Source organism: Bacillus sp. MT94, assembly GCF_058792475.1.
This window is the reverse complement of sequence record NZ_JBXAEZ010000004.1, coordinates 58,940-76,546: the sequence shown is the minus strand read 5'-3', so window position 1 is coordinate 76,546 and position 17,607 is coordinate 58,940. Positions and strand designations below refer to the sequence as shown.

General features: G+C 36.4%; 22 protein-coding genes. 9 read left to right on the top strand and 13 right to left on the bottom strand.

Annotated elements, in window-relative coordinates:
* Positions 1–303 carry a YunC family protein gene (locus AC1Q51_RS15615; RefSeq protein WP_492331591.1) on the top strand — a complete coding sequence of 101 codons (303 nt, stop codon included), beginning with the start codon at positions 1–3 and terminating at the stop codon, positions 301–303.
* A 54-nt stretch (positions 304–357) separates the two neighbouring features.
* Positions 358–1,089, top strand: a complete 732-nt coding sequence (gene yunB / locus AC1Q51_RS15610; RefSeq protein ID WP_000021807.1) for a sporulation protein YunB — start codon at positions 358–360, stop codon at positions 1,087–1,089.
* 73 nt (positions 1,090–1,162) lie between these two features.
* Here the strand turns inward: yunB and AC1Q51_RS15605 are convergent, their stop codons facing one another.
* Positions 1,163–2,146, bottom strand: coding sequence for a M23 family metallopeptidase (locus tag AC1Q51_RS15605; protein WP_000944681.1), 984 nt, complete (start codon positions 2,144–2,146; stop codon positions 1,163–1,165).
* Between the two features lie 189 nt (positions 2,147–2,335).
* Here AC1Q51_RS15605 and lipA point away from each other — a divergent pair, with 189 nt between their 5' ends.
* Positions 2,336–3,232, top strand: a complete 897-nt coding sequence (lipA, locus tag AC1Q51_RS15600; protein WP_000166367.1) for a lipoyl synthase — start codon at positions 2,336–2,338, stop codon at positions 3,230–3,232.
* 20 nt (positions 3,233–3,252) lie between these two features.
* On the opposite strand, the gene AC1Q51_RS15595 is transcribed toward lipA, so the two are convergent.
* Positions 3,253–3,732 carry a YbaK/EbsC family protein gene (locus AC1Q51_RS15595; protein ID WP_000272748.1) on the bottom strand — a complete coding sequence of 160 codons (480 nt, stop codon included), beginning with the start codon at positions 3,730–3,732 and terminating at the stop codon, positions 3,253–3,255.
* A gap of 74 nt (positions 3,733–3,806) precedes the next feature.
* Entirely contained in the window at positions 3,807–4,361 is a 555-nt protein-coding gene (locus AC1Q51_RS15590; protein ID WP_090978057.1) for a histidine phosphatase family protein, read from the bottom strand.
* 133 nt (positions 4,362–4,494) lie between these two features.
* Here AC1Q51_RS15590 and AC1Q51_RS15585 point away from each other — a divergent pair, with 133 nt between their 5' ends.
* On the top strand, positions 4,495–4,926 hold the full coding sequence (locus AC1Q51_RS15585) for a hypothetical protein (RefSeq protein ID WP_000738182.1): 432 nt from the start codon (positions 4,495–4,497) through the stop codon (positions 4,924–4,926).
* A gap of 25 nt (positions 4,927–4,951) precedes the next feature.
* Here AC1Q51_RS15585 and AC1Q51_RS15580 read toward each other — a convergent pair whose 3' ends face one another.
* On the bottom strand, positions 4,952–5,767 hold the full coding sequence (locus AC1Q51_RS15580) for a YhfC family intramembrane metalloprotease (RefSeq protein ID WP_002094186.1): 816 nt from the start codon (positions 5,765–5,767) through the stop codon (positions 4,952–4,954).
* A 100-nt stretch (positions 5,768–5,867) separates the two neighbouring features.
* Between AC1Q51_RS15580 and AC1Q51_RS15575 the strand changes: the two genes are divergently transcribed.
* Positions 5,868–6,602 (top strand): MerR family transcriptional regulator, encoded by a 735-nt coding sequence (locus tag AC1Q51_RS15575; protein WP_000178777.1) that lies wholly within the window; start codon positions 5,868–5,870, stop codon positions 6,600–6,602.
* Positions 6,603–6,636: 34 nt separating this feature from the next.
* Here AC1Q51_RS15575 and AC1Q51_RS15570 read toward each other — a convergent pair whose 3' ends face one another.
* Positions 6,637–7,215, bottom strand: a complete 579-nt coding sequence (locus AC1Q51_RS15570; RefSeq protein WP_000744131.1) for a YhcN/YlaJ family sporulation lipoprotein — start codon at positions 7,213–7,215, stop codon at positions 6,637–6,639.
* A 115-nt stretch (positions 7,216–7,330) separates the two neighbouring features.
* On the opposite strand from AC1Q51_RS15570, the gene AC1Q51_RS15565 reads away from it, so the two are divergent.
* A complete protein-coding gene (locus AC1Q51_RS15565) occupies positions 7,331–7,642 on the top strand; it encodes a YutD family protein (protein ID WP_000970508.1) in 312 nt (103 codons plus the stop codon).
* 45 nt (positions 7,643–7,687) lie between these two features.
* Here the strand turns inward: AC1Q51_RS15565 and AC1Q51_RS15560 are convergent, their stop codons facing one another.
* The 3 genes from AC1Q51_RS15560 to glpX all read right to left on the bottom strand — a co-directional run bounded on the left by AC1Q51_RS15560 (position 7,688) and on the right by glpX (position 9,813).
* On the bottom strand, positions 7,688–8,185 hold the full coding sequence (locus tag AC1Q51_RS15560; protein WP_001174588.1) for a hypothetical protein: 498 nt from the start codon (positions 8,183–8,185) through the stop codon (positions 7,688–7,690).
* A gap of 373 nt (positions 8,186–8,558) precedes the next feature.
* On the bottom strand, positions 8,559–8,825 hold the full coding sequence (locus tag AC1Q51_RS15555) for a DUF3055 domain-containing protein (RefSeq protein WP_000392611.1): 267 nt from the start codon (positions 8,823–8,825) through the stop codon (positions 8,559–8,561).
* Between the two features lie 16 nt (positions 8,826–8,841).
* Complete coding sequence (glpX, locus tag AC1Q51_RS15550; protein WP_000439090.1) at positions 8,842–9,813, bottom strand: class II fructose-bisphosphatase; 972 nt, start codon at positions 9,811–9,813, stop codon at positions 8,842–8,844.
* Positions 9,814–9,960: 147 nt separating this feature from the next.
* Here glpX and AC1Q51_RS15545 point away from each other — a divergent pair, with 147 nt between their 5' ends.
* From AC1Q51_RS15545 to AC1Q51_RS15535, 3 genes are all read left to right on the top strand, one after another.
* The gene (locus AC1Q51_RS15545; RefSeq protein WP_000274010.1) at positions 9,961–10,401 is read left to right on the top strand and encodes a DUF86 domain-containing protein; all 441 of its coding nucleotides are present in this window, start codon (positions 9,961–9,963) and stop codon (positions 10,399–10,401) included.
* An 80-nt stretch (positions 10,402–10,481) separates the two neighbouring features.
* Positions 10,482–11,114 carry a helix-turn-helix transcriptional regulator gene (locus AC1Q51_RS15540; RefSeq protein WP_000503347.1) on the top strand — a complete coding sequence of 211 codons (633 nt, stop codon included), beginning with the start codon at positions 10,482–10,484 and terminating at the stop codon, positions 11,112–11,114.
* Between the two features lie 107 nt (positions 11,115–11,221).
* Complete coding sequence (locus AC1Q51_RS15535; protein WP_000276470.1) at positions 11,222–11,986, top strand: TIGR01457 family HAD-type hydrolase; 765 nt, start codon at positions 11,222–11,224, stop codon at positions 11,984–11,986.
* Positions 11,987–12,135: 149 nt separating this feature from the next.
* On the opposite strand, the gene AC1Q51_RS15530 is transcribed toward AC1Q51_RS15535, so the two are convergent.
* The 5 genes from AC1Q51_RS15530 to AC1Q51_RS15510 all read right to left on the bottom strand — a co-directional run bounded on the left by AC1Q51_RS15530 (position 12,136) and on the right by AC1Q51_RS15510 (position 17,597).
* The gene (locus tag AC1Q51_RS15530; RefSeq protein ID WP_090978053.1) at positions 12,136–12,717 is read right to left on the bottom strand and encodes an NAD(P)H-dependent oxidoreductase; all 582 of its coding nucleotides are present in this window, start codon (positions 12,715–12,717) and stop codon (positions 12,136–12,138) included.
* 555 nt (positions 12,718–13,272) lie between these two features.
* Positions 13,273–14,088, bottom strand: coding sequence for an HAD family hydrolase (locus AC1Q51_RS15525; protein ID WP_000575379.1), 816 nt, complete (start codon positions 14,086–14,088; stop codon positions 13,273–13,275).
* Positions 14,085–15,197, bottom strand: a complete 1,113-nt coding sequence (locus tag AC1Q51_RS15520; protein ID WP_144477019.1) for a cysteine protease StiP family protein — start codon at positions 15,195–15,197, stop codon at positions 14,085–14,087. The genes AC1Q51_RS15525 and AC1Q51_RS15520 overlap by 4 nt, the downstream gene beginning before the upstream one ends.
* A 5-nt stretch (positions 15,198–15,202) precedes the next feature.
* Positions 15,203–16,549: a phosphoribosyltransferase family protein gene (locus AC1Q51_RS15515; RefSeq protein ID WP_069356409.1), complete on the bottom strand. Its 1,347-nt coding sequence runs from the start codon at positions 16,547–16,549 to the stop codon at positions 15,203–15,205.
* Positions 16,494–17,597, bottom strand: coding sequence for an HpcH/HpaI aldolase/citrate lyase family protein (locus AC1Q51_RS15510; RefSeq protein WP_063548939.1), 1,104 nt, complete (start codon positions 17,595–17,597; stop codon positions 16,494–16,496). Before AC1Q51_RS15510 ends, AC1Q51_RS15515 begins: the two co-directional genes overlap by 56 nt.
* Positions 17,598–17,607 lie beyond the last annotated feature (10 nt).

Below are 17,607 nucleotides of genomic sequence, written 5' to 3'. Positions count from 1 at the left end.
ATGGTTAATGTGGAGCCAATTATAATTGATAATTATACGTTTATTGCGGTTAGCGTGAAACTTCCAAAGACGAATTTGCTAGCTGTAATGAGCGATAAAGGATATATTATGTGTGGTGCATTAGATGTAGGTCTTTTAAATGAGAAATTAGGTGATCGAGGAATTATTGCTGGCCGTGCGGTTGGTGTAAGAACGATTGAACAACTTCTTGAAGCGCCACTAGAATCGGTAACGACTGGAGCTGAAACGTTAGGCATTCCAGTAGGAACGATTGGAAAAGAAGCATTATTAAAAATGAGATAAGCATATATCGTCCCTCCTTCTTGCATAGAAATGATATAAGAAGGAGGTTTTTTTATGAGTATATTTCGCTCGAAAAACTCGCGGTTTCGAAGGGGACCTATTGCCTTTCGGTATATACTGCTTATGTCGTTTATTCTTTTTGTTATATTACTTACGCAAGGGTTGTGGATTGTGAATAATAGTATTCAGCCGACCTTAATTAAATATGGGGAAGTAGAGACACATAAAATGGCGACAGCAATTATGACGAAGGCGGTAAAGGATAGAATTAATGAAGGATTCGATGTCGATTCATTAATGAAAGTACAGAATGATAAAAACGGAAAAGTATCCACAATTAATTTAAATACGAAGCAAGTAAATGAAATCGTAACGTCAACGACCACGTACATAGAAAAATATTTGCAGCAAGTAGAACAAGGGAAGTTGAAGGAGCTAGGTATTTCTGAAAAAAACGGGGCGACTATGGCAGTTCCTTTTGGACGTGTAACTGATAATGCACTTCTTGGTAATATAGGACCAGATATTCCGATTCATTTCACGCCAATTGGGCATGTGAATACAGATATTAAACAAAAAATTGAGCCGCATGGAATTAATACTACAGCGATTCAAATTGTTATGGAAATGGAAGTAACATTGCAAGTAATTATTCCATTTCATACGAAAGAGATAACTGTGAAACAAAATGTTCCGATTGCGACGCGTATCGTTCAAGGGGAAGTGCCTACGTATTATGGAAGCGGAAGTGTTGCTGTACCTGATAAAAAGAAAACAGATAGTTAGTTGCATATAAAGTGAAACTCAGCTGAGCCGAGCTGTTACTGGATAAAAAATAACCGTAGCAATGCAGCTACGGTTATCTTTTTGTATTTGCTCGTTCTTTGCGTTCCCAAAGGCTTAAATGCATGTATGGATCGAAGGCCCATTCTGTATAGCCATTGTCTTTATATATGCCAAAATGTAAGTGGGGTGGGAATTTTCCGGCTGTACCAGGAGGTCCATAACCAGTGCTACCAACAAATCCAATTACTTTTCCTGGCTCAACAATTTGTCCAAGCTGTATTTCTTTTGAGAACCCGCCTAAATGAGCGTAATAATGGTAATTGTTATGAAGGTCACGAATACCAATGCGCCATCCACCAAGGCGGTTCCAGCCTTTTGTTTCAATAATGCCATAGCAAGTCGATCTTACTGGCACGCCATATCCGGCGAAAATATCGGTTCCTTCATGAATTCGTCTTCCGCCAAAACTTCTTCCAGCGCCGAAAGTACTACGGTAGCTATGGTCACTACGAATCGGAAGAGGAAAAGCATTTCCTTCTAAATTAATACGTCCATAATGTTTATAAATTTGGGCGTACTCGCTAATTAAATCAACTGTTTTTGCACGTCTATAATATTCCCAAAGCATAATTTTAATACGGTCTTCTGACGTTCCTTGTTTCCTTAAAATAGTCGCTGCGGTATGCAGAAGATCACGGTCGCTATTTGCATTTGCAAATCCATCTTTGTCACCATCTAAACCTATTCCGCCAAATAGAGAAATTGTATGGGGGAGAGTATCGTTACTATTAACAGGTCCAGCCCATATTTCTGGTTTGAAATAAAGGGAAATGATGGCATCTGGTTTTTTTGGAATATCTTTTCTTACGCTCCGTATATTTCTTTCATATTGATCCATTGCAGCTAAGTAATACCATGGAATGCCTGAAGACTGCTCGGTTTCTTTATATAGTGCCATGCGCTTTTCGTATATGCTTTGCTGATTATCTTCACCGTAAGCGATGTTTTGGTGGAGAAGAAAACAAATAGAAAGCAAAAGAGAAATTTTTCGAAGCATGAAATAGACTCCTTTCACAACATCACTCTTTTTAGTGTGGGATATACGGAGTATTTCATTATAGGGAACGATTGGAAAAAATCTTAGAATCTTCATTTGAGCAAATCGCTTTCATACGTTAGAATAGATATGTTACATTGAAAGAAGCGAACACGGTAAACTATTTCATATTGTGCGGAGTTGATAACCATGACAAAACAAACAGAATATAAGCGCAAGCCCGAATGGTTGAAAATTAAGTTAAACACGAATGAAAACTATACAGGCTTAAAGAAAATGATGCGTTCTAAAAATCTTCATACCGTTTGTGAAGAGGCAAAATGTCCGAATATTCATGAATGCTGGGCTGTAAGAAAAACAGCAACATTTATGATTTTAGGTGCGGTTTGTACACGTGCTTGTCGTTTTTGTGCGGTTAAAACAGGCTTACCAACTGAGCTTGATTTACAAGAACCAGAACGCGTAGCAGATTCAGTAGTACAAATGGGCTTAAAGCACGTTGTTATAACAGCGGTTGCACGTGATGATTTAAAGGACGGCGGAGCAGCTGTTTTTGCTGAAACAGTACGAGCAGTACGTCGTAAAAACCCATTCACGTCTATCGAAGTATTACCATCTGATATGGCTGGGGTAGAAGAAAACTTAAAAATGTTAATGGATGCAAAACCAGATATTTTAAACCATAACATTGAAACAGTACGTCGATTATCTAACCGAGTTCGCGCTAGAGCAAAGTATGACCGTTCATTAGAGTTTTTACGTCGAGCAAAAGAAATGCAGCCTGATATTCCAACTAAATCGAGCATTATGGTCGGCTTAGGTGAAACAAGAGAAGATTTAATTGAAGCAATGGATGACTTACGTGCAAACAATGTGGATATTTTAACTCTTGGACAATATCTACAACCATCTAAGAAGCATTTACCAGTTATTAAATATTATCCACCAGCAGAATTTGCAGAGCTTAAAGAAATTGCACTTAGCAAAGGATTTAGCCACTGTGAAGCTGGCCCACTTGTGCGTTCTTCTTACCATGCGGACGAGCAAGTACGTTCTGCAAAAGAAAAAACAGCAGAAGCTAAATAATGAAAAAAGAGAGCTAACGATCAGCTCTCTTTTTGTTTGTACTCTAAAACGGTATTTGTACATGTTAATAAAATCTTTTTTAATTCTTCTGTGGATAATTCAATTGTAAATTCAGGTACACCAGGTGTAATTAAAATTTTATCGTACGTATAAATAGCGTTATCCACAATAATTGTTACATCGTGTGAATATCCGAAAGGAGCCACACATCCCGGCGTACAACCAGTTTTGTCTCGCAGTTCATCAGGAGAACAGAGAGATAAGCGTTCTCCTGTTAGTTCTTTCATCTCTCCCCGGTTAAGCCTTGTGCCCTCTAACGTAAAAAATACGTAATAATCTCCAGACTTTGATTTTAAAAATAAGCTTTTACTTGGAGTGCCTTGTAAGCCAAGTCTCTCGCGTACGATCCGATCCGTCTCATAATCGAGTACTGGTTCGTGTTCGAATTTTTCATAAGAAACATTTGTTTTATGTAGTAAAGCAAGTACGTCTTCGTACATATGAAATGATACCCCTTTCTATTGTTAGAACAGTCTCTTCTCGTGGCGTCAACTGAATGTTTTGGAAAGGGATATTACTTGGACGATGCTTCCCATAAGCGTGTTATGATACATTGTTCGTCGATTGTAATTTCGTAAATATCAGGATTCGTTAAAGTTCTCCATTCATTAAAGCCAATCGTATGATCAAAATGCTTTAAAATGAGCGTAAGTAAATTGCCATGTGTAACAAGTAGTGTTGTCGTATGGTTTAATTGTAAAACGTCTTGAATAAGCGATATGGCACGGTCTGTTGCTTGTTTTGTTGACTCTCCGCCTGAAAAGGCAATATCTATATTCGTAAAAGTGGATTCTAGTTTTTGCATCCAATCATCCATTGGAACGTTGCTCAATATGCGTTCAGTTAATCGTTCATTTTCTTGGATAGATAAGTTAGCTTGGAGTGCATAGGGCCGAATGGAATCGATAGCTCGGACAAATGGGCTTGAAATAATATGATCGATTTGTAGAGTATTTTCTAAGAGGAATGTAGCAAGGGTATTTGCTTGGTCTTTTCCATCGGTCGTTAATTCAGCATCACATTCTTGCCCAGTTGCTGAACAATGTCGTATTAAAATAATTTTCTTCATAATTCATCCCCATCTTTCAAGTTGACGCTATATACTTCGACAAATGTGGAAAAAATTCCTTTTTATTGGAAACAGCATATGGATTTAAATATGTGGAAAAGTAATGTGGATAATAAAAAATTGAGGTGCAATGATGAAAAAAATGATATGTATCGTATTCATTATTTGTTTTCTTGCGCAATTGTCCACAACATATGCAGAATCCAACCGAAAACTAAATTATCCAAGCAATCAAAATAAGTCATTTGTGAGTGGGGATGTTTTTTATAAACAGTTAGATAAGAAAATTTATAAAGAGTACAAAAATGCAGCATATAGTGTTCGTAAAAAAATTTCATTTAAAGAAGTGGCTGATGAGGAATTTTCTTTCCTGCAAAAAACAGCTGTCGGTTGTCGAAGTAGAGTGGTGCTTCAAGATTTTTTTGTTCACCCTGATCGCCAAGTCTATTTTTTCGCTTCTTTTACTCAAAATGAAGTAGAAGCGTTTCATAAGTACATCGTTATAGATGCAGAAACAAAGAGGGAGCTGCAAGAGGGCAAAAGTTATCATCCATATAAAAAATAAACCACCAATTTTGGTGGTTTATTTTTTACTCCGGTACACTCATTAATTTCTCTTTCATTTTGCGAATAAGAACGACAGCGCCAATTGTACACAGAAGTGTAATTCCTTCGGCAACGAAGATGTTGATTGTTTTTGTTTGGTAAAGTGCCGCGAAAAAGTCTACAAATGCGTGGAATAGTATAGCGTATACTAGGAAGATGTATTTCTTCTGTTTTACTGCGTATAAAACAAGCATTGTAAAGGCGATTTGAAGCACGAGTGCCATAATTCTTTCTAAGCTACCAAGGAAGTATAAGTAGGCAGGTTGCTGAATTAACATGTCCTGTAAAATACTGAGCTCGGGTTTTTGTTCAATCAGTCGAGAGAAGCTACCATCGTTAATAGAATTAGCAAAAATTAATGCTTGTAATGCAGAAAAACCGCCAATTAAAATAGATTCAATTCCGCCGTGACCAATTCCATAAGCGAAGCCATCTTTATATTCTAGATATTTTTTTAGTAAGAAGAAGAAGGCAACGAAGCGTCCTAATTCTTCAAAAATACCAGCAGTCAATCCGCCATAAATTGCGAAGACAAACGGATTTTCTAAAAATGGAGCGATTGTTGGATTACCGCGCATAAATAGGTGGAATGGTGTTTCAAGAATTTGGGTGAATCCGATAAAGATAAGAACACCAACGCCGACTACTTTCCAATTAATATTATATTTTTTACGGAAATAAACGAGTACGATAATTGGGACCAGAATCGAGACAATGAGTTGAAAAATGATGCTGGCAATTACAGTATTTGAAACCATACTTTCACCGCTTTCTAATATATGTACATATCTATTATGCATGAAATAGGGGAGAGATGAAACTTTTAGAAAGAAAATGAATTTACTTATTGACTCTAACGTTGCGTCATACTTTATCGTATGTACTAAGGGGGAGATACAAATGACAATGAGAGTAAAAGAAGTAGCTGATTTAGTTGGAATTAGTGTGCGCACACTGCATCATTACGATGAAATTGGGTTGTTAACCCCAGATGAGACGACAGAGTCTGGATATCGTCTGTATTCCAATGAAAATTTAGAGACATTGCAGCAAATTTTGTTTTTTAAAGAGCTTGGCTTCCCTTTGAAGAAAATTAAAGAGATTATCATGAGTCCATCATTTGATCGCGAAGAGGCACTACAGCTTCATAAGAAGATGCTTCTTGAAAAGCGTGCCAGATTAGATAAGGTGATTGCGACGATTGATAAAACAATTCAGCATACAAAAGGAGAGATTGAAATGACGAATAAAGAGAAATTTGAAGGATTCGATTTCAGCCATAACCCATATGAAGAAGAAGCACGTGAAAAATGGGGAGATGCAGCTGTAGATAAAGCGAACGAATATGCAAAAGGTATGTCAAAAGAGAACCAAGAGGAGTTTAATGCTATTTATAGAAATTTAGCAACGCTTAGACACGATGCACCAGATTCTAAAGAGGCGCAGGCAGCTATCAAAGTATGGTACGATTACTTGCAAAACTTTAGTCACTATTCATTAGACGCTTTTAAGGGACTCGGTCAAATGTACGTCGCTGATGAGCGCTTTACGAAAAATATCGATAAGTTTGGCGAGGGGTTAGCGCAGTTTATGTGTGATGCGATGGAGATTTATGCGGATCGTAATAAAAAATAAAAAGTAAAACAGGTGGAGGTTCTCTCCACCTGTTTTACTTTTTAATCATATTATTTAAAGTCTGATCCCCCGTATTGTTCAAATGAGGATTTTTACTCATTTCACGTTTTAGCATATCGAGGCTTTGCGTATATTCTGTATCATTTAATGCGCCAGATTGAAGCCCTTGAATTTGAGAAATTAACTTTTGGTCTGTTGATACATATGCTTTATAATAGCGAGGGACGATGGACAAAGCGGTTTTATATACTTGATCTGCTACGAGTTTTGGATCCGTTGTGTTTGCACGGTATACAACAAATACTTCATCATCGGTAACGAGTGTAGCAGCGTTTGTAACGTCAGGAAGTTTGACTGTCATGCTTGTAATCATTTCAGCGACTTTCTCGCGATTAATGGCCCCTACTTGTTTGTTAGATACTTCATGCTTTTGTTTAGAAGAATAACCGACTCTTGTGAGTCTTGTATTTGTATTTTCCGTATGATACATGTCGTTTTTATTGGAAACAAGAACACGGCTTCCTTCTTCACGTTCCATTTCAGCTTTGTTCGCTGATTGGCAGCCTGCAAATAAGGAAAGAGTGAGAAGGGAAAGTAAAATTTGTTTTTTCACGATGTATCACCTCCTTCTCCATAGCATGTACTAATTTGCAATTTTTTGTATTTGAAATTGTTGGTTGTTATGCTTTGTGATACGATAAAAAGAAGAATGCTTAGAGAGGAAGTTAATGATGGAGCAAAAGCAAGAGCAAGAGATTCATGCTACGGTGAGCATTAATAATGTTCAGTACGAAGTAATTAAAAACTTTCGTGACGGTTTTAGTGAAGAAGCATTTAAAGAGCGCTATGCAGAAATTTTAAATAAATATGATTATATCGTTGGAGACTGGGGATATGAGCAACTTAGACTGCGAGGATTCTTTGATGATAGTAACCAACGTGCGACATATGATACGAAAATTAGTACGTTAACGGAGTATTTATACGAGTACTGTAACTTCGGTTGTGCACACTTCGTATTACGAAAAGTGAAGAAATAAAAAAATCCTCTTACAATTGTAAGAGGATTTTTTACATATTCTCGCTTATAAACAAATCGAGATATGATCGCCTTCAGAAAGTATTGCATTTGGTTTCATTTGTTGTCCATTTAATTGAATATCCCCATTTTTAATTTTATCCACAATGCGTGTACGGCTCCAGTCGGAAATATATGTGGATAAGGCTTTATCAATGCGGTGGGAACCGAAAACGATATCTAATACGATCGTGATTTCAGCTACGCCACTTTCTTTATGTTGCGTAATAGAAATAGTAGTACTTGTTTCTGTTTGATCTTGCTGAGTCATATCAATCGTTTCAACGTGATCAGTAAATGATTTATAAATACGCAGTTTTTGATTCCACGTATGATCTTTCGAACATTTATAAATGGCAAAGCGGTATATGTTTTTTCCATTGGCGTTATGCCTACGAATATTCGTATCAGTAAATAGGGTAGTACGTCCGCAATTTTTACAATATTTTTCGATTGTGTGTTGCTGATTTTCATATAAACTCCAAGAAAGTTGTACTTTCTGCATTTTCCTTCACCTCTTATAGTAGTGGCAAAGAAACGTAATACAGCTATTTGGATGTCTTGTAGTATGAAGACATGAGAAAAAGACAAAAATAAAAGGAGGTTCCCCAAAGAGGAACCTCCGTAAACATCATACTACAGATGCAATACGTTCCTTTGTAATGGGAATGGGCAGACTACTCCCTTGAAAAAGCGTGGTGCTTTTTTGAGAGTAATGCTATCCAATTGCTGGTCCATTACAAAGTAAATGTTGGCATACGTAGATAACGTCCTTTCTATCCAAATAGATTTATTCTTCATTATAACATATAATACTGAAAATTCGAAATAATGAAGGCGGAAAAACACCAGCTAAAATAGCTGGTGCATACGATAAATTATATAAGTTCAAATAAAAATGAGCGTAATTCTTCTGCAATTTCTTCAGTCATAGAAAATGCGTGCTCTAAGTAGCCTGGTTCGTTTAAATCGTCAGCACCGATAATTGCAAATTTATTACTTTGCATATCAAGTACAATTGTTTTACCGTAATGACGATCGGAGTATAAAAGCGCTAAATCGTGACGCTCATTTTCTCCCATAAAGCTAACGAAACGAGTTTTTGTAGCGACAGTGTCGTCGTACAGAAAGAAACGTTCTTCCATACACATGGCTCCTTTATTAAATATCTAAGTTTAAGTGTGGTTTATGATCTAAATGGTGATGTGTTTTAATGAATCGTACTGTTCTTGTTTTGTAACGCATTACGATAGAGTATGTTTCAGCTAAATCTCCGCCAAGGAATTTAACACCGTCTAATAACTCACCAGCAGATACACCAGTTGCTGAGAAGATTGCATCATCCCCAGATACTAAGTCATCTAACATAAGAAGTTGACGAGGGTCTTCTAATCCCATTTCACGACAACGAGCTTCTTCTTCTTCGTTCATTGGAACTAAGCGAGCTTGCATTTCACCTTCAAGGCACTTTAATGCTGCTGCAGAAATAACACCTTCTGGAGCTCCGCCAATACCTACGAATAAGTCGATACCCGTTCCAGGTAGTGCTGTTGCGATTGACGCACCAACATCACCGTCACCAAATAATTTTACGCGTGCACCTTTTGCACGAACACGGTCAATAATATCTTGATGACGTTCACGTTCTTGAACGATAACCGTTAGGTCACGAATCTTTTTATTGTTAGCTTCTGCTACAATTTCAATTGTTTTTTCAATTGGATCATCTAAGCTAATTTTACCAGCTGCTTTTGGACCAACCGCGATTTTTTCCATGTACATATCAGGAGCATGAAGAAGGTTCCCTTTGTCTGCGATTGCAATAACTGCCATTGCATTTGCAAGACCTTTTGCAACGATGTTTGTACCTTCTAATGGATCAACGGCGATGTCTACTTCCGGACCGTTACCTGTTCCTAGTTCTTCACCAATATACAACATCGGTGCTTCATCAAGTTCTCCCTCACCAATTACAACTGTACCTGCCATGTTTACTGAATCGAACATATCACGCATTGCTGTAGTTGCTGCATCATCTGCTTCATTTTTCTTTCCGCGGCCCATCCACTGTGCGGATGCTAAGGCTGCTGCTTCTGTTACACGGACAATTTCTAGTGCGAGTTCACGTTCCAAGATTCCATTCCTCCAATTTCAAAAATCATACAAATATAACTATAACAAATAACGGAGAAAAGGTGAATTCGAAAAATTGTCGATTTTTTCAGAAGAAAGCGTTACAATTAAAATGTAAATGCTTTAATTTCCAGGTAGGTGACATTCATGTATTTTGTAGACAGAAAGAAAATAGAACAAATGCTAGTATGTTTAGAACGAGCAACAAGTACATTTCAAGAGAAAAAGATATATGAAACCGAGTTTGAATTTTACGCATTAGAGCGCATAGCCCATCTTATTATTGATACTGTATTAGATGTAGGAAATGCGATGATCGATGGATTTATTATGCGCGATCCAGGAAGCTATGAAGATATTATTGATATTTTAATGGACGAGCGAGTGATAAGTGAAGAAGATGGCCAAGGGATGAAAGAAATTATCCTTCTTCGAAAAATGCTTACGCAAGATTATATTCAAATGAATCATGATGAATTATATAAGACGATTCAAAAACATATTGCAGTGGTGGAAAAGTACCCAGCAAATATTCGCAGTTATTTAGAAAAGGAATTAGGACCTGTATCTGCATTTGTACCAGAATAATTATGCTTATAAGATCCCCAGAGAATACCTTTTGGGGATCTTATATTGTATGTGAGAAAGAAAAGGGAGAAGGGTGAAGTATGGGGGAAGCACGTACTACGAAAGACGAGATTGTACAATTGTTGAAAGTAAAGGGAGAGCACACAGTAGCTGAACTAGCTGACGTTTTAGAGATTACAGAAATGGCAATCAGAAGACATTTAAGTAATCTTGAGAAAGACGGACTCATTTATTCTAAGATGGTAAGGCAACATGTCGGAAGACCAACTTATTTGTATGGATTAAGTGAAAAGGGAGAAGATACATTCCCGAAAGAGTATAAGCAATTTGCGATTGATATGCTAGAAGATTTAGCTCGAATGGGCGATGAAAAAATACTTCGTTACGTTTTAAAAGAGAGAACGAAGCGAATGGAAGAACAGTTGCAAAAGAGAGTAAGTAATCAAAAGAATTTAGCATATAAAGTGCAAGAGATAGCAGCTATGCAAGAGAAAAATGGTTATATGGTTCAAATAAAGAGAGATGGAGAGAACTCTTTCGTAATTGAAAAACAAAACTGTCCGTTAAAAGAAATTGCAGAGAGATTCCCGCAAGTATGTGAAGATGAAAAAGAGATGTATAAGCGTTTATTTACGAACGCAGATGTGAAAACGCTAGCAAACATGTGCGAGGGCGATTGTAGTTGTTCTTACCAAATAAAAGAGAAAAAATGAACGTTATGGGGCGCTTTAAGGTAAAGCGTTTTTTTCTTTGGAAAAAGCGGGTAATATAAGAGTGGTATGATAGGTGAGAACGTTAGCATAGAAGGAGAGACATAATGATGTATAAAGGTTACTTAATTGACTTAGACGGTACGATGTATCGCGGAGAAGAACAAATTGAAGAAGCGAGCGACTTCGTAAAAGCTTTAGGAGAGCGCGGCATTCCTTATTTATTCGTTACGAATAACTCAACGCGTAAACCAGAACAAGTGGCAGAAAAACTTGTTCGTTTCGATATTCCAGCGAAAGCAGAGCAAGTATTCACAACGAGTATGGCGACTGCGAACTTCATTTATGAACGTAAACAAGATGCAACTGTATATATGATTGGTGAAGAAGGCTTACACGATGCACTTGTGGAAAAAGGATTTGAACTTGTGGATGAAAATCCTGATTTCGTTGTTGTTGGTTTAGATCGTGACATCACATATGAAAAGTTAGCAAAAGCGTGTCTTGCTGTGCGTAACGGCGCAACGTTTATTTCCACAAATGGGGACATTGCCATCCCAACTGAGCGCGGGTTATTACCAGGTAACGGTTCATTAACATCGGTTGTAGCAGTATCGACAGGTGTGGATCCAATCTTTATCGGAAAACCAGAATCAATCATTATGGAACAAGCTTTAAAAGTTCTTGGTATAGGAAAAGATGAAGCATTAATGGTTGGGGATAACTATGATACAGACATTTTAGCAGGAGTAAATGCTGGTATGCATACGCTTCTTGTCCACACTGGAGTCACAACTGTGGAGAAGTTAACAGAATACGAAGTTCAACCGACGCAAGTTGTGCATAACTTGACGGAGTGGATTGAGAAGATGTAATGAAAAAAGCTGTTCCAAACTTTGGAACAGCTTTTTTATTCCTGCTATTTACAGACAGCCCGATTGATATGGGCTAATAATCAGTTGTGACTAGTGTCGATTTTTGTCGGTAAGTCGATATATTTAGAAAATCGCTGATATAAATTTATTTAAAACGCACGATTCACAACATCTTTAACTTCTTCAAGATATTGTTTACGCACATTATTATCCACAGAAGGAACACTCGTATAGAATGTATGCTCAATTGTTTCAATACCTGTAAATTCAAAAATACCAACATCCGCTGTTTTCTTCATTGCATCAAACATGCCGCCTGCTGTGTATGCCTCTTTCGTATTACCCATTGTAGATAATAACAATCCTTTTTTACCGCTTAATAACTTTTCAATGCCGTTTTCACCGTAAGCATAAGCAAATCCATGGCTAAACACACGGTCAACGTATCCTTTTAAAATAGCAGGAAGTCCCGCCCACCAAACTGGATAAATAAATGTAATGCTATCAGCCCAAGAGATATGCTCTTGTTCTTCTTTAATATCTTCGGGTGTATTTCCTTGAGAAAATGAGATGAAATCGGAAGCGCCTAATACTGGATTGAAGTTTAATTCGTATAGATCGCGAACGCGTACTTCATGACCTTTTTCTTCTAATTCACGTTTTACCGTTTCTAAAATTGCATGGTTGAAGCTTTCTGTATTTGGGTGTGCATAAACGATTACATGTTTCATTGTTCTTCCTCCTATTTGTGGATATGTGAATAGCTATTTGTATATCTGTAACCATTATGGTTACTACCTTTATAGAAGTCAAGTAATACATATGTATGTATAAAAAGACGCTCGAAAATCGCCTTTTTATACCCCGCTCATACAAAGTACAAAGAAGACGAATAAAATGATAACAATACCAATGCCAAAGTTAAATACGAGAGTACTATCCATATATGTAGCCTCCTTGTTTGAAAGTAAAAAGCACTCTAGTTAAGAGTGCTTTTTTTATTTTGAATCTACTTTATAACTTTTAGAGAGTGATTCATGCGTGTAATGATTTACATTATTTTATGTATTTATACTTTGAAATGAGTAAGTCCTTGTTAGATATAGAAAAAAGACACTCGTTCGAGTGTCTTTTAAGATGACAAAATGTGCCAATTGCTTGAGGTTGATAAGACGCTAATTTCCGTGTTAACGCCTTTTCTTTAATCAAGAAGTGTAGCAACAGCGATTCAAATAAATTGTACCATCTGTTTAATCGCGGTGCGTATGCAATTGTGCATATTATGATCATGAGGTAGGTAATGAACTGTGAATAATTTGAAGTGATTTATTTACGATTTCTTCTGCGGCATATATGCCGATTGCGTCTGTTTTTAAAATATGGGGTTGTAAGTTATCATGCATTGCCCCTAACTCACCATGAAGTGGTGCGAAGGCATGGTTCGCCTTTTCAAGCATACATAAATCAAGTAAAGAATCCCCAGCTGTAATAATCGTATCTATTTGCAAAATTTCTTTTATATATTGCACGGCGTCCCATTTATTAATTGGTTTTGGTACAAAGTATAGCTTTCTACCTTGAAGTGAATGATTCCAGCCGTGTTTGTCTAACCAGGAAGTGAAGGATGATAATTCATCATAAGGAATGTTCTCCCGTTTAATAATGCAATAATGGAATAGATCATCAGCTGTTTTTTGTGATATAACCCAATCTTTATGAGCTATTTGTCCAAATTCCTTTAGTATGTCGTTTCTCTCTATACATTCAACCGATAGTCTTTCTTTTACTGTCCTGTTCCAAGTCCCATCTTGTTTCCCGTTATGAAGGATATTACCGCCGTTACTTGTAATGGCGTATTCGGGAATGATTTCGTTTTGGAATAAAGCAATACGCTGAAACTGCTCAATAGTTCTTGTTGTAACTGGGATGAAATGTGAGTGCAGTTGTAATTTTTTTAGTAGTGAAATGGTTTTATGTGATATGAAAGAAATTTCTTTTCCATCTAAAGTTTCAATGAGTTGAATTGATTCATCTTCTATAGGGGCACGAAACGATTTCCGGGAATAAATAAGCGTTTGATCAAGATCACTGGCGAAAATCATATTGTTTCCTTCCTAAGAGGCTTAATGAGCCCGCAACATGAATAAGCCATATTCTCATAGATTTCAATAGGGACATTCTTTTCTTTAGCGAGAAGTAAAATATGCTTTAAATCGGGATTGTTTTGCTGGCTTATTAAAATTTTCCACGGTATTCTCCGGAGTAATACGCGAGTTGTTTCACCGACTCCTGGCTTAATTAAGTTAATATCGTCAATTTTAAAGTGATTTTGGATAGACTGTATATCTTTTAATCCTTGCCAAGAGGGATCAGTGTAAGTTGAAGTAATATAACGTAATTGATTATCTATATGAGAATGAACAGAAGGGAATAAATCTGTTACCTCATCAACGAAGAAATTTGATAAATCTTCTTGTTCTAGCTCTTTATAATATTTAACACCATGAAAATCATTTGGACGGATATAGGTGTCATTTAGTACAGTGCGGCTAATTAGTCCAGAGACTGTTGCATTTAAGCAAGCGCTAGGAATAAGAAAATCTTCACGTGTACCGTAAATTGAAGTACAGTAACCGGGATCAGCAAGCACAGCCATACAATGAGAAATGTGTGTATTATTTCGTTCGTTAAATGTGTGTACTGCATATTCTAATTCTTTTTTTATTGCACCTTTCCCAGTCCATCCATCAATGAATTGAATTGTTTCTTTAGGGTGATGTTCTAAAATATAATGGAGTGCATTTTCATCAATACCGCGTCCGCGAACAATAGAAATACAATAGTGAGGTACATCAAGGTTGTATTGATAGCGTATGTAGCGTTTGATAAGAATGCCAATAGGTGTACCAGCACGAGCTAATGAAACGAGGACAAGGTTAGTTCCTTTAGTTTGTATAATCTGTTCGGCGACAACTCCAACAGCGATGGCTAGTTTGTGTTTGTATTGTTGCAGGGAAGAAAAGAATAAATCCATATACGCTTTAGATGGTTTATATTCCATTGGTAACATTTCGGAATAATGTGTGCCAGCTTGAATTGCTTGTTCTCTAGTTTCCGTGGAACTTTCTTTCATTAAATCACTAATATCTTTTAATAGAAAAATAGCATCATTTGGATTGTAACTACTAATATGAGAATTTACTTTTACCATAATTATCAACCTTCCTTTTCTATACTATTTGAAAATGAGACGATATGAATAAAGGGAATAACTGTTTGTAACTGCTGTAGAAGAGGAAACAGGGCTTTTTCTCCTAAATCACGCTCAATAAAAACAAATACTTCATCGTAATCATGAGGTGAAATATTATAAAAGTAATTTGTAATAGTAGAATCTTCAGGACTTGGATATGAGAAATGGTTATGAATGGCATAGTTCACATCATTTGAAACAGGATGGATAGGGCTTCTTGTTGTAGATTGATATAAAATATTTTCACCCATTTCAGCAGCAATTTTCATTGGGATATACATAAATTCACCCGTTCCGAGACAGAGTGTTCGTTTTCCAACTCTTTCTCTTTTTAAAGCTTTTCCTGCTTCTTGAGCGAAAGAATGAATGTGCTTTTGTTCATATGCTGAAATGCCAAATCGCCCAGTATATTTTATATAATTTGATGTATAGGGTGATTTTGGGCAGGTAAGGGTATGCTTTTTGAAATCAGGTTTTATTTCTTTAATTTGAATATCTGTTTTTGCAATATTTAATGGTTGGCCAGTTGTATGAATACTGCCTTCTAATAAAGAAATAACATGAATCTTAATTTGAAGTTCTTCTTCTAATTGTTTAAATTGTTTTCTATTAGTATGAGAACGCCAGTCTAATAAAGAAGCAATTATATATTCTCCTCTTGGGAATTTATTTTGAATAGATCTAATAATATTTAATGCTGTTTTTCCTGTTGTCATCTCATCATCTACGAGAACAATTGGATTGTTATTTTGAAAAAAGCTTTCATCTACATAACAACGGTGCGATGTTGCATGAGAATGTTCTTCCTCAAATGTAATGACAGATTCTAGGTGGGGTATCGATTCCCTAGTTGTATGCACATACTTTGCATTTTGAAAGCATTGAAACATAGAATGACCAAGTGCTGTCGCTGTTTCAGCGAATCCGATGAACAAAACTTCTTCTTGCAGAGGATATTGATAACGAAATACTTCCTCTGGGATTTCATCAATTTCTAATGAAATGAGATTTAAAATTTCTTTTTGAAATGGATGAGAAATATTATGTAGTATTTCCATATATCTTGCAGCGAGAGCAACTCCACTTGATAGGGAGACTGCAGGTTTAATAGGAAGATGCTTTCCAAGGATTGTACTCACAAATAAAAAACTACGTTTCTTATTTATTCTCGCAGCCATTTGAAAAAGCTTGTCTAGCGCTAAATTATATGGATTATCACGTACTTCTACATGGACTTGTATATTATTTAAAACGTTATACGTGTTGCTTTGCGTTTGTAATAAGGAGATCGGTGAATTGTTTGTTTTCATGTAGCACCCCGTAAATATTAGATTTTAAAATGGTTTTGCGAGCCCAGCCATAATGAGGTTTTACTTCATTCATTTTGTTAGAAAAACTGCTTTTTAGCACTCCATTATACGTATCTGCATTTTGTAAAATTGATCTCGCATCTAAATAATCTTCCATTGTGACAATGTGCATTGCCTGTACAACTTTAATATGAGATGGGTGAATAACTGTCTTTCCGATTAATCCATTTGCATGGTCGAGTGATACCTCTTGGATGAGCCCTTCTTCATAATCATTAGAAAAATATTCCCATACACATCCTGAAATAATATATTCATTTGTTGCCCTTGAGAAAACGTTAATAATGTCCGAAATACAATCACGAACAACAGTAATATGATAGATAGGTGTGTATTTATTACGCCGAATACTAAATATACTTGAAAAGTCAGTAGCACCAATACGTACATTTAAGATGTGATCACGATAGGAATCTAGTAAATCCTTTATTTGTAATAATGATTCTATCCGTGTTTCTTTATACATAATTTCTGGTGATTCTAAAATCGGCATGCCATATAGCGATAATGAGTATACCTCGTTTATATATGCAAGCTGATTGATATAAGCCTTTCCATTAATCGGTGTGAATTTTGGAAAGACAAAACCACATAAACAATGAACAGCACTACCTAATTCAGTAACAATTGTCTTCATTTGACTTGGCTGTCGAACTCTAATAAAAAGAAGCGGGATGTCTGCTTGATTTAGTATGTTGGCACTGACTAAGTTGGCGATTTGCTGTATTTGAACGACGATGTTTTGCTCTGCAAGTTTTACTTCTTCATCGCTGATAGCGTCCTCTAGACAAAGAATAATTGAGGTAGCATCCACATGTTTCTTTCTAATTATATCTTCCGCAATCGTTTCTTTCGTGCCAGGAGTATATAGTGTAGCGCCTAGTGCGTAAGCTAGTTGTTCTTTCCCTATATTTTTTGAAAAACTAAGAGGTTCTTTATAGAAAAAATTTTGCCGTTCTTCTAAGGAGAGGTAAGAAAAGTAATTCACATTGTCACCA

Coding starts and splice junctions, on each gene's coding strand:
- AC1Q51_RS15590 (WP_090978057.1), bottom strand. CDS start 4,361: ATGAAGAAAATTATTTTAATACGACATTGTTCAGCAACTGGGCAAGAA.
- AC1Q51_RS15565 (WP_000970508.1), top strand. CDS start 7,331: ATGATGGAGCAAAAGCAAGAGCAAGAGATTCATGCTACGGTGAGCATT.
- AC1Q51_RS15560 (WP_001174588.1), bottom strand. CDS start 8,185: ATGCAGAAAGTACAACTTTCTTGGAGTTTATATGAAAATCAGCAACAC.
- AC1Q51_RS15515 (WP_069356409.1), bottom strand. CDS start 16,549: ATGAAAACAAACAATTCACCGATCTCCTTATTACAAACGCAAAGCAAC.
- lipA (WP_000166367.1), top strand. CDS start 2,336: ATGACAAAACAAACAGAATATAAGCGCAAGCCCGAATGGTTGAAAATT.
- AC1Q51_RS15545 (WP_000274010.1), top strand. CDS start 9,961: ATGTATTTTGTAGACAGAAAGAAAATAGAACAAATGCTAGTATGTTTA.
- AC1Q51_RS15575 (WP_000178777.1), top strand. CDS start 5,868: ATGACAATGAGAGTAAAAGAAGTAGCTGATTTAGTTGGAATTAGTGTG.
- AC1Q51_RS15540 (WP_000503347.1), top strand. CDS start 10,482: ATGGGGGAAGCACGTACTACGAAAGACGAGATTGTACAATTGTTGAAA.
- AC1Q51_RS15580 (WP_002094186.1), bottom strand. CDS start 5,767: ATGCATAATAGATATGTACATATATTAGAAAGCGGTGAAAGTATGGTT.
- yunB (WP_000021807.1), top strand. CDS start 358: ATGAGTATATTTCGCTCGAAAAACTCGCGGTTTCGAAGGGGACCTATT.
- AC1Q51_RS15595 (WP_000272748.1), bottom strand. CDS start 3,732: ATGTACGAAGACGTACTTGCTTTACTACATAAAACAAATGTTTCTTAT.
- AC1Q51_RS15520 (WP_144477019.1), bottom strand. CDS start 15,197: ATGGTAAAAGTAAATTCTCATATTAGTAGTTACAATCCAAATGATGCT.
- AC1Q51_RS15530 (WP_090978053.1), bottom strand. CDS start 12,717: ATGAAACATGTAATCGTTTATGCACACCCAAATACAGAAAGCTTCAAC.
- AC1Q51_RS15615 (WP_492331591.1), top strand. CDS start 1: ATGGTTAATGTGGAGCCAATTATAATTGATAATTATACGTTTATTGCG.
- AC1Q51_RS15605 (WP_000944681.1), bottom strand. CDS start 2,146: ATGCTTCGAAAAATTTCTCTTTTGCTTTCTATTTGTTTTCTTCTCCAC.
- AC1Q51_RS15585 (WP_000738182.1), top strand. CDS start 4,495: ATGAAAAAAATGATATGTATCGTATTCATTATTTGTTTTCTTGCGCAA.
- AC1Q51_RS15535 (WP_000276470.1), top strand. CDS start 11,222: ATGTATAAAGGTTACTTAATTGACTTAGACGGTACGATGTATCGCGGA.
- AC1Q51_RS15555 (WP_000392611.1), bottom strand. CDS start 8,825: ATGGAAGAACGTTTCTTTCTGTACGACGACACTGTCGCTACAAAAACT.
- AC1Q51_RS15525 (WP_000575379.1), bottom strand. CDS start 14,088: ATGATTTTCGCCAGTGATCTTGATCAAACGCTTATTTATTCCCGGAAA.